We start from the raw sequence: 9,560 nt of genomic DNA, 5'->3' as shown, positions 1-9,560 counted from the left end.
ATAAAATCTTCCATCTCCTTCCAGGTTTCAATGCCAGCTAACTGACAAACGAAGACAAGAAATAGAATGGTTGATAAGGGGTAGCGAATTTTCCAAGATTGACGACTATCCAATTCACCGGCGCAATCATCAATAGCAATAATAAAATCAATCATCGTAGTCACCTCATCTATAGTGTACTACTTTGATTGATTTTGTCATTATGAATCTAGTTTTCTGAAAACAAAAGTTTCTTCATGCGTTTGGCGTGAATTACTGCCTTAAGCTCTTATCAGGAACTCCTAGAAGAGACTCCACCTCGGTCAAGAGAATATCTGTACTCTAGGATTGAGGGGGTTTATCAGATTTGGTTAGAACCTGTGAGGGCGTTGATGTGAGAAGATAGATAATCAATTTCACTATTTTAGACATGTAAAGTGCTTTTTGAGATTCATAATGTAAAGTAAATAACATTGATTTATCTATCATGGTTTTAACAAATTAAGTGAAAACCCATCAAAATCTGATTTTTTATATAGTTTGAAATGCTTTATGATAGCACGGTATCGCAGTCTTAGACTGTAGGCGAACTACGCCCGATATTTGCTCACCGAAACTCGCAAAATACGCTCTTTCGGAACAATTTTTACCTAACCTCAAAGACAGTAACAAGAAAAAGGAGTACCTCCCCCTTTTTTCTTGTTGAACTTACTCTAAGAGAGTACCTAATTGTCGTATATATTAAACTCTCTTACCAGATGACAATTTGATTTTCTGATCCAACCCACATACCATCTCCTTTAGAAATATGATATAACTTAGTAAATTTTTTAGAATTGGATAATAAATTATTAACTCGTAACTTATTAGGAGTATGAGAATCTGTCAAAGTCATCATCTCTAGGTACTCATGCCGATAGATAATCCGCCATAACTTGGCAAACTCCCTATAAAATTCTTCTAATCTGAGAGGGTAGTATTTTGAAATGATTTCTTCCAAACAGTTGAATCCTGCTATATCAGCTATATTCTCAGAAAGTGTCAATGTCCCATTTACAACACATTCATCTAGTTGCTGACCGTCATACTTAGCTTCTATTTTTTTTGAGATACACTGAAAATATGCTTCATCATCATGAGACAGCAAATTTTCGTATCTCCCATACTCATCAAATCGAATTCCATCTATATCAAAAGCATGTGAAATTTCATGAGCAACTAAAAAACCTAATCTAGATAAATTTTTAACACATGAATATTCCTTAGAATAAAATGGTTTTTGCAATATTCCTGCAGGCAATATAATCTTATTCATTTGAGCATGATAATAGGCATCTACAGTAAATGAATTAATATCCCAATTATATCTTTTAGCTTCATCCATCCATTTATTCCAACTTGAACGAGCTGAATTAGCTAGAATAGTATTTACATTGTCCACTAGTGTATCTTCAAGTAATAAATTATCTATTCTTTCTGGACGTGTTTTGGGTCCTCCAATTTGTACAACTATATTCTCTAATTTATTAATTATCTTTTTCCTAGTAGTTAAGGTTAATTCTAAACATTTTGCAATTTGATTCTTGTATTCCTGAATAATCATATCTACCAGTTTTTCAATATTTTTTTTGTCTTTTTGAGATAAAATTTGTTCAGAATACCAGTAACTTAAACTATTACCCAAAGCAAATTGTGTCAATTCATAAGCACTTTGCTTTTTATCCTCACTATTATCAATCCCCATTAACATACATCGAAACTTGGATGATAATAGATCTACTTTATTTGTTAAACAGGGAGCATACATAGTTACAACACCGTAGATAAGTTTCGCTTTAATATGTTTCCACATTTCTTTAGAATAAAAAATTCGGGCACATTCCTTCCAAAATTTTTCTTCTGAAACTATTATTTTATTTGGTATATCAGCTATTACATCTTTAAAAAAACGATTTAATGGTAGTCCAGGAGCTAATTGACAAAAATCATTGAAGTCGTAAACGATATATTCCTCAGTTAAACTCTCATCCTTCTGTGATATATGTTGTCCTAACAGTCTATCTAGTTCAATAACCTTTATCAAAATATCATCTGATTCTTCTCTAGAAAAACCAACCTCTTCCAATAATTCTCTTTGACAATTTTGCCAAGTATCTAATAAGTATCTCCCTTGTTCACTATCAGATTCATAATAACTCATATCTGGAAAAGTTAAGCCTGGAGCTTCAGCCCAAATCATATTTTTACGAGAATCCAAAAAATCTGGAGCGATATGAAATGGCAATAAATTAGGTTGCCCAAGTAGTTCTAACTCTGATAATTGCAAAATATACTCTTCAAATGACTCCATGGACTTATAGCGATTTAAAACGGGAATAAGCGGCCTTACGCCTAATAATTCTCTCTTTTTAAAATCAGAAGCCTGTCGATAAAATATCGTAAAGTTTTCTAATCCATAATCTTTTGGAACCCTGCCTTTTTCTACCCAATGATTTGTTTCACAATATAGAAAATCACTAATCCTATCTGTTAATTCTGAAAAACTATCCACGTGAGTTTGAGTATCTATTAATTGTTTACTGGCCAACCAATCTTGGTTAATTGTATTATAAAAATCATTTTTATAGTCTATCATATTTTCTCCTCGAACTAATCTTTTTGATTCTCTTAGAAATGCTACTAAATCAGCCTTACTAAGGGTATGCATTGTTAATAATTAGATATCTAATTTTAAGCTACTCTGCCGTTTTGAGGGTTTGTCTACATTCTGACTATATCTATTTTTAAAGAGTGTAAATATCATGATAATGAGATAATACCTCTTGTAATTCAATCAATGGCAAATGACGTTGAGTATGGTAGAGATAACTATTCAAAAGCAATGATTCAATGCATTGATGTAGTTTTTTACTATTACGGTATTCGCTTGTCAATAGCAATGTATCTGCTATTCCTAACATTCCCTTTCTATAATCTTCATACTGAGCAAATTCAACATAGAGAGCTTTTCTCAATTTTAAAATCAGTCGTCGGTGCTTTTCTCTGCCAGTATGATAGAGCATCTGTATAACTCCAGATAAGCCGTTACAAATATATGGGGAATAACAACCTCCTTCTATTGGAACCAACAGCCCATCATCTGTCTCTTCCAAACGATTTAACAGGATATTAATACCTGCCTCAGCTATATTTTTTAAACCTTGATTATCTACTAAAACAATCACTCCTGATAGTCCCTCAAGACCAAGATTTCGTTCTAAATTCATCAACCTAATAATAGCATCTTCACTTTCAGGAGTAGTTACTGCCATATCAATCAAATATTTTTTATATTTATCAAATTCTAGACATGAACGCTCAACTTTTTTTATAAACGAAATAGAACTATCTTTTAAGTCTGTTTTTGGAGGTAGAACCTCGTCAATATCGATTGATGTGGCATCCAGCGACTCTAGCCATTTTACCAGTCCATCTTTTGTAACCTCACCAGATAACAAATAAGTAATAAACTTTGATAAGTTACTGTCAATTCCATAAGAATTCAAAAGTCGATTTAGTAGATCCGTCTCTACTGTTGATTGCTCCGAAACAGTCAGACGTGCCAATAGGAAAAGAAGCATATTGCCTAATTTATGAAAATCTGCCTGCTTACCATCTAGAAAATTCCAAGATTTTAAGCTAATTTTACTTTCAATACCTACAAATGGTTTTTCTCCATATAAATATGAATTCTCCAAATCAATAAAATGTAGTTTCCCATGCTCATCTCGTATAAAATTATCTGGATGAATATCGTTTAATATCAATTGATTCGAATGAAGATAAATAAGTATCTTTACTAATGAATTGACAATGTTGAGAAATTCTTTGAATAATCTCAAATTTTTTTTCTTATGAATTCGAGAATAAGAATTAATCCCATAATCCTTACAGAAGTCAGTCAGAGAACTCCCTTGAATATAGCGATAGACATAGTACGAATTTATCCACTCATCAACTGCTTCAATAGGAGTTATAACTTGGTTTACACCCTTTTCTTTTAATTCCAGAGAAAGCTCATATTCTTTTTCACGTAATTCCTTTTTTTCAACATTATAAAAACTAAGAATATGTGGTCGAGCCTCTTTTAAAATTACTGGTGATGTGAATTTTTTATCAACTCCTAGATAAATATTACCTCCCCCTCTAGCGTTGTTATGGTTGGAACACCGTCTTGATAAACATTGGCTGAATCTTGAATTAAACCAAATCTATAGAACAATAGGCTTGAACCTTTGTAAGGACGATCACTTAAAATATAGATAGCTTCCTCTTTTTGAGGCAATAAACTAAATAAATCTTCCAGAGTTTTTATAAGAATAGAGGGAGAAGGATAAATAGTTATTAATTTACCTGATTCTGCAGCTAATTCACTTGTAGAAAAAACTCTATAAACGTCTTCTTTTTTATCAATGAACTTATAGGTAATGTTATTCATATCCAAATAGGGGCATACAATATCTAAAATAGTGTGATAATTTTGAAATGTCGCTGAAACATGAATTTTAAATCCAAAGATAATAGAAGGTAAATGTTCTATATTTCGATATGTATAGGACGGTGTCATCTATTTATGGATTGTTTTTGAAAAGGGAGTTTTATGTGTTTTGATAAATCTTTCAAGCCCATTTTCTTCATCATCAACATCATCTTTTTGATTATTCGAATTTTTTGATACTACATCTTCGACATCGTCATCATCTGAAAAATCAACTTTCCCAAAAATAACAAACTTATTTTTCTCACTCGTACTTGCTACTTTTTTTGTTGTTTCACCACCAAATACTAGTCCCAAAGTACCCAAAAGTGCAAGCGAACCTATAATAACCATTTTTTTCATTTTATGTACCTCATTCTTTTCTTCTTATAAAAAATTAGGGAATACTTCTCATAAAAGCATTCCCCTAATTTTAATTTGTTTTTAGAATTTACCAAAACAAATAAATGTGTTGACTGTTTTACCACGAGCTGCTTTTACCAGTTCAGGTTTGCGGTTCAAATCTTTAACAAATGTAGTCATTATAATTTCCTCCAACTATATAGATAATTGTGTTGTAGTTGTTGTAAGACTTACATGTACTATCCTACAGGAAATATTGACAACCTTTGAATTTATTACATATCTGTAAATTTTGATATGGTCGCTTCTATTTGTCTTGAAATATCATAGCAATCTAAAAATTCTGCTATTCTCTGGCATTCTTTCATTTCTTTTAAACCTCTAGCATTACCTTGTAAATAATTAAAATGTGATTTTAAAAATTTTAATTGTAATCGTTCAAATATATCCTGTTCTAATATATTTAAATTATCCAATTTTCTTATGAAACTAGCCGCTACTCTTTCTTCTCCTCTATTCAAAAGTTCACTTGCTAAGTTTAAAAGTATACGATACACTCTTCTACGATTTTCTTCTATTCCATTATAAAATTGTGTCCTGCTAACTAACTCGGTTCCTAATAATTCTAGTGCTCTTGTACTTAAAGCCCGAGAGGAGGTACCTAGAATCCATAACTCATAGAAACACCACTCATTAATTGACATTAAATAATCAGCTATAATCTGTTTTTCAGTATCTGGAATAGTTATATTTGAATCACACTTGTTAATCATTGAATGAAAAACTGCAATTAAGACACGGTCGGACTTACTGTTATGTTTTAAAACTTTCTTCTCATACTCTTGAATTTTCCTTTGAAGATAGCTAATATTACGGTTCTCTAAAGCATGGCGCAACTCTAATGAAAGGCGTACATCTTCATCTTGAAAGTAAGAACTATAAAAAGTTGAAAACTCTCCCTGTAGAATATCCATTCTTCCTAAACAATAAAAAAAAAATATCTACTGATAGGTTACTTTTCCCATTTTCAAATCGTGATAATTGGGCAGGAGTAACAAAATCACCTGCTACCTCTTTGAGAGACATATTTTTCGATTCTCGAATAATTTTAAAAACTTTTCCATATTTCCCCATTACAACCACCTTGTATTACATTTAAGTAACTTTTTTTAAATCTTACTAAAAATAGTTTAACATATTTTTTAAAAATAAATAAATAATGGAGAAAACAAATGAAAAAATTCATGACTTCACTAGTATTAGCAATTATGATATTTAATAGCTCTTCAACTTTACCAAACAAAAATTTACAATCAGATTATAATCATAAATCAACAATTAAACCACCCTCAAAAGAGTATAAGACACGAAGCATCGAGGGGAATTTGAGTTGGTAAATACAATGATAAATACTCCCAAACGAATCTTCTATTCTCTTTTTTTCAATGATTTATTGTCTGACTTTGGAGACACTCTCTATTATTTGGCACTAATGAACTATATTCTCTTGCTACCAGATAATAATAATATTGCTTTGTCAATTGTCACCCTATCGGAAACAATTCCTATTCTATTTAAAATAGTTATGGGGCATTTTGCTGATAAAACTGCTAGAAAAATCAATATTATTATCCTTACACAAGTCTTTCGATTCTTCTTATATATTATAGTCGGAATAGTTGTTTCTTTTAAGCCTGCACTCTGGATTATCATTATTGTCTCTTTTTTAAATATATTATCTGACTTAGCTGGACAGTTAGAGAATAGTTTGTATCTTCCTATTGAAATGCAGTTAATTGATGAAAGTGATAGGGAAAAAGTCTTTGCTTCAACACAAAGTATTTCTTCAACTCTAAATATCATATTCAAACTCAGTGGAGCAGCGCTAGTAACTTGGATTAGCTATCAAACATTAGCATTTGTTAATTCATTGACATTTTTAGCCTGTGTTTTATTTATGTTATTTATAAAATCACAACTAGAATCCATTATTAAAGCTTCTGACTACACTGAAATAAATCCCAATCAAAATTTACTAACAGCTATCAGAGAAGCTGTTACAGAAATCAAAAGTATCCCAAGTTTAGCAGAATTCTTAATTGTTATCTCTTGTATTAATGGACTATTCTCAATTACCACTCCATTAATCGTATCTACTATTTCTCAAAACAAGGATTTTATTATCGTAAATTCAGCCGCTACTATATCATTTTCTGGGGTGGTCATAGCGGTTAGTAGTATTTTAGGCATTATTGCATCAACAACTTTATTAGATAAAATTTCTTTAAAGTATATTCTTTACATTGCAGTAGCATTGTTACCAATACTTTTTGCCACTTTTATTTTACAAAATATTTGGCTCTGCTACCTTTTGTTATTTATTTTAGGAACCACAAGCGGTTCAATAAATCCAAAGTTTTATGGTTTTCTTATGAGTAACCTATCCCCTCAAAAGATCGGTATTTTAACTGGAAGTATTGGTATGATTATTCAACTTGGGATTATCATCTCTCAACTATCTTTTTCAATGTTAGTAATCCCTGCTTCTACAACGACTATTAGTTGGATATATTTAGTAATATCAGCATTATTAATCATTTATTTATTTCAACAATATAATATAAAAAAACAAAAAGGTACTTTATAAATGTCATCACTCTTAGAATTACAAAAAATAACGAAACAGTATGGAAACCAAAATGCAGTTGACCAAGTCTCTTTTAAAATAAAAAAAGGAGAAATTTGCGGACTTGTTGGAGAGAATGGGGCAGGAAAAACAACTCTCCTTAGAGTTTTGTCAGGTCTAATTAGGCAATCATCAGGATCAATTCATAAATCGACTAACTATCGAGTCGGAGCTTTAATTGAATCTCCTGCGTTACAACCTAATCTTCCTGCTTTTGAAAACTTAAAATACATGAGTTTACAACTTAATCTACAGATGAGTGACGATGCCATTTTAAATATACTTAATCGTGTCGGATTAGACACTGTTGATCCTAAAAAGAAATCAAAGAATTTCTCTCTGGGAATGCGTCAACGCTTAGCAATCGCTTTAGCAATTCTAGACAATCCTGACTTTCTCATTCTTGACGAACCTATCAATGGATTAGATCCTGTTGGAATCAAAGAAATGAGAAATATCATTTTAAATCTTAGGGATGACCATCACATGACAATACTGATTTCAAGTCATATTTTATCAGAGCTAGAATTGGTGGTGGATAGATATATTATCATGCACAACGGGAAAGTGATTAAAGAACTTCCAAAACAGCTACTTCAACAAGAATTGGAAGAACAAATTTATCTCAAAACTTCAACAATCCCTAAAACAATTGAGGTTTTTAAAAAACATGGAATTTCCTACACAGAAGTTGGCGAATATCTCGCCTTGTCCACTGATATAGACACTATGGTCATTGTGCACTATCTCATTGAAAATAAAATAGACCTACAAGAGATTTTTTCTAGAAAAATTTCTTTTGAGAACTATTATCTAAAATTAATCAGCAAAGGAGAAACGCATGATTCATTATCTTAAAGCGGACCTTTACAAAGTCTATAAGGAACGAAAACTAACCATCTCCCTTACTATCCTATTGCTACTTTCTCTGCTCTCAGCATTTCTATTTCATGGAAATAACTCTGTAGATTATAGTTCTACTCTGATCCAATTATTATCTCAATTTATCACACTCTTCTTTATTGTCCCTACAAATATTTTCTTTGGAGAAGATTTTTCTCATCGTACAATCAATAACATTATGATTAAACAACAACAAAGAAGAAGAATTTTTGTATATAAGGTTTCTGCAACAGTCAGTTTAAATCTAATATATGTTGCATTGGCTTATACCAGTTCAAGTCTGTTTAGAGTAATACTAGGAGGGGAAATTGATTCTTCTTTAATCTATAGAATATTTGTTCACCAACTTCCTCTGTTTCTTTGTATATCATTACTTTGTATCCTATTATTTATTATGCTAAGTAGAGTTAATCAAGCCTATCTTGCCTACATTCTAATTAGTCTTCTATTCGATAATATTGTACGTCTCATAGGAACAAACATAGTAAAACTAGAGCTATCCACAGAATATTTTTTATTTCTATCCTTACAAAACGCAGAGATAATATCTACACTAACACTCTTTATTAGTTTCATTTTTAGCCTAATATATTTCATTTTTAGTTATTCTATTTTTAATAAAAAAGAATTAAATTAAAATATTTTAAAAAATACGATTTGAAATTAATAAACACCTATTTCATTCCGAAAAAGCCAAATTTCAATTCCAAGTTAGCAAGCTCGTAGAAACTCCTTGGGAGATTTCTAGTCTAATATTTTTTTAGGATAGTTATTTATCCAATTTTCAATGAAAGCGACCTGTTTCTGGGTCGCTTTCTTAGTACCTTTTGGTAACAATCTTGTTATTGGGCGGTTACAAAGCAATAAGGGAAATCTCAGGGAAATTTTCAGGGAAATTTTGAAATTTTAAGCAAAAAAAAGACACCCAGGATAAAAATCCTGAATGTCCATAAACGTTGATATAACTGAATATTAACGTTTTGAGAATTGTGATGCCTTGCGGGCTTTTTTAAGACCTGGTTTGAAAAGTATTAGTTTGAATAAATTGCCAAACTCCTTAACACCAATGTTTTTTAGAATTTTAGTTAATATAAATTTTAATAAGTTTCAACT

General features: G+C 31.1%; 9 protein-coding genes and 2 pseudogenes. 3 read left to right on the top strand and 8 right to left on the bottom strand.

What is annotated here, in order from left to right; genetic code table 11:
* The 7 genes and pseudogenes from ACYTR8_RS08295 to ACYTR8_RS08265 form a co-directional block, all read right to left on the bottom strand.
* Window positions 1-155, bottom strand: a pseudogene (locus tag ACYTR8_RS08295) (ISAs1 family transposase); the annotation flags it as partial.
* Between the two features lie 575 nt (window positions 156-730).
* Complete coding sequence (locus ACYTR8_RS08290; protein WP_479640377.1) at window positions 731-2,614, bottom strand: M13 family metallopeptidase; 1,884 nt, start codon at window positions 2,612-2,614, stop codon at window positions 731-733.
* A gap of 148 nt (window positions 2,615-2,762) precedes the next feature.
* Window positions 2,763-3,860, bottom strand: a complete 1,098-nt coding sequence (locus ACYTR8_RS08285) for a protein kinase family protein (RefSeq protein WP_269760799.1) — start codon at window positions 3,858-3,860, stop codon at window positions 2,763-2,765.
* A gap of 281 nt (window positions 3,861-4,141) precedes the next feature.
* Window positions 4,142-4,585, bottom strand: coding sequence for a class III lanthionine synthetase LanKC N-terminal domain-containing protein (locus ACYTR8_RS08280; protein WP_463260702.1), 444 nt, complete (start codon window positions 4,583-4,585; stop codon window positions 4,142-4,144).
* Window positions 4,586-4,858 carry a hypothetical protein gene (locus ACYTR8_RS08275; protein WP_269760797.1) on the bottom strand — a complete coding sequence of 91 codons (273 nt, stop codon included), beginning with the start codon at window positions 4,856-4,858 and terminating at the stop codon, window positions 4,586-4,588.
* A gap of 275 nt (window positions 4,859-5,133) precedes the next feature.
* Window positions 5,134-5,832, bottom strand: a complete 699-nt coding sequence (locus ACYTR8_RS08270) for an Rgg family transcriptional regulator (protein ID WP_479641992.1) — start codon at window positions 5,830-5,832, stop codon at window positions 5,134-5,136.
* Window positions 5,795-5,944 (bottom strand): helix-turn-helix domain-containing protein, encoded by a 150-nt coding sequence (locus tag ACYTR8_RS08265; protein WP_479641994.1) that lies wholly within the window; start codon window positions 5,942-5,944, stop codon window positions 5,795-5,797. The genes ACYTR8_RS08270 and ACYTR8_RS08265 overlap by 38 nt, the downstream gene beginning before the upstream one ends.
* Window positions 5,945-6,248: 304 nt before the next feature.
* Between ACYTR8_RS08265 and ACYTR8_RS08260 the strand changes: the two genes are divergently transcribed.
* From ACYTR8_RS08260 to ACYTR8_RS08250, 3 genes are read left to right on the top strand one after another with little or no spacing between them, the layout of a single operon-like run.
* Window positions 6,249-7,505 carry an MFS transporter gene (locus ACYTR8_RS08260; RefSeq protein WP_443597895.1) on the top strand — a complete coding sequence of 419 codons (1,257 nt, stop codon included), beginning with the start codon at window positions 6,249-6,251 and terminating at the stop codon, window positions 7,503-7,505.
* Window positions 7,506-8,402, top strand: a complete 897-nt coding sequence (locus ACYTR8_RS08255) for an ATP-binding cassette domain-containing protein (RefSeq protein WP_269759959.1) — start codon at window positions 7,506-7,508, stop codon at window positions 8,400-8,402.
* Complete coding sequence (locus ACYTR8_RS08250) at window positions 8,386-9,084, top strand: ABC transporter permease (protein ID WP_479640375.1); 699 nt, start codon at window positions 8,386-8,388, stop codon at window positions 9,082-9,084. The genes ACYTR8_RS08255 and ACYTR8_RS08250 overlap by 17 nt, the downstream gene beginning before the upstream one ends.
* Window positions 9,085-9,191: 107 nt before the next feature.
* Here the strand turns inward: ACYTR8_RS08250 and ACYTR8_RS08245 are convergent.
* Window positions 9,192-9,302: pseudogene (locus ACYTR8_RS08245) on the bottom strand (IS30 family transposase); the annotation flags it as partial.
* Between the last annotated feature and the right edge of the window lie 258 nt (window positions 9,303-9,560).

This window comes from Streptococcus sp. F2, from assembly GCF_056500955.1.
This window is presented reverse-complemented; position numbering and strand designations above follow the sequence as displayed.

Excerpts from the sequence above, each read along its gene's own strand:
- ACYTR8_RS08255 (WP_269759959.1), top strand. The coding sequence starts at position 7,506 with ATGTCATCACTCTTAGAATTACAAAAAATAACGAAACAGTATGGAAAC.
- ACYTR8_RS08280 (WP_463260702.1), bottom strand. The coding sequence starts at position 4,585 with ATGACACCGTCCTATACATATCGAAATATAGAACATTTACCTTCTATT.
- ACYTR8_RS08275 (WP_269760797.1), bottom strand. The coding sequence starts at position 4,858 with ATGAAAAAAATGGTTATTATAGGTTCGCTTGCACTTTTGGGTACTTTG.
- ACYTR8_RS08290 (WP_479640377.1), bottom strand. The coding sequence starts at position 2,614 with ATGATAGACTATAAAAATGATTTTTATAATACAATTAACCAAGATTGG.
- ACYTR8_RS08250 (WP_479640375.1), top strand. The coding sequence starts at position 8,386 with ATGATTCATTATCTTAAAGCGGACCTTTACAAAGTCTATAAGGAACGA.
- ACYTR8_RS08265 (WP_479641994.1), bottom strand. The coding sequence starts at position 5,944 with ATGTCTCTCAAAGAGGTAGCAGGTGATTTTGTTACTCCTGCCCAATTA.
- ACYTR8_RS08270 (WP_479641992.1), bottom strand. The coding sequence starts at position 5,832 with ATGGATATTCTACAGGGAGAGTTTTCAACTTTTTATAGTTCTTACTTT.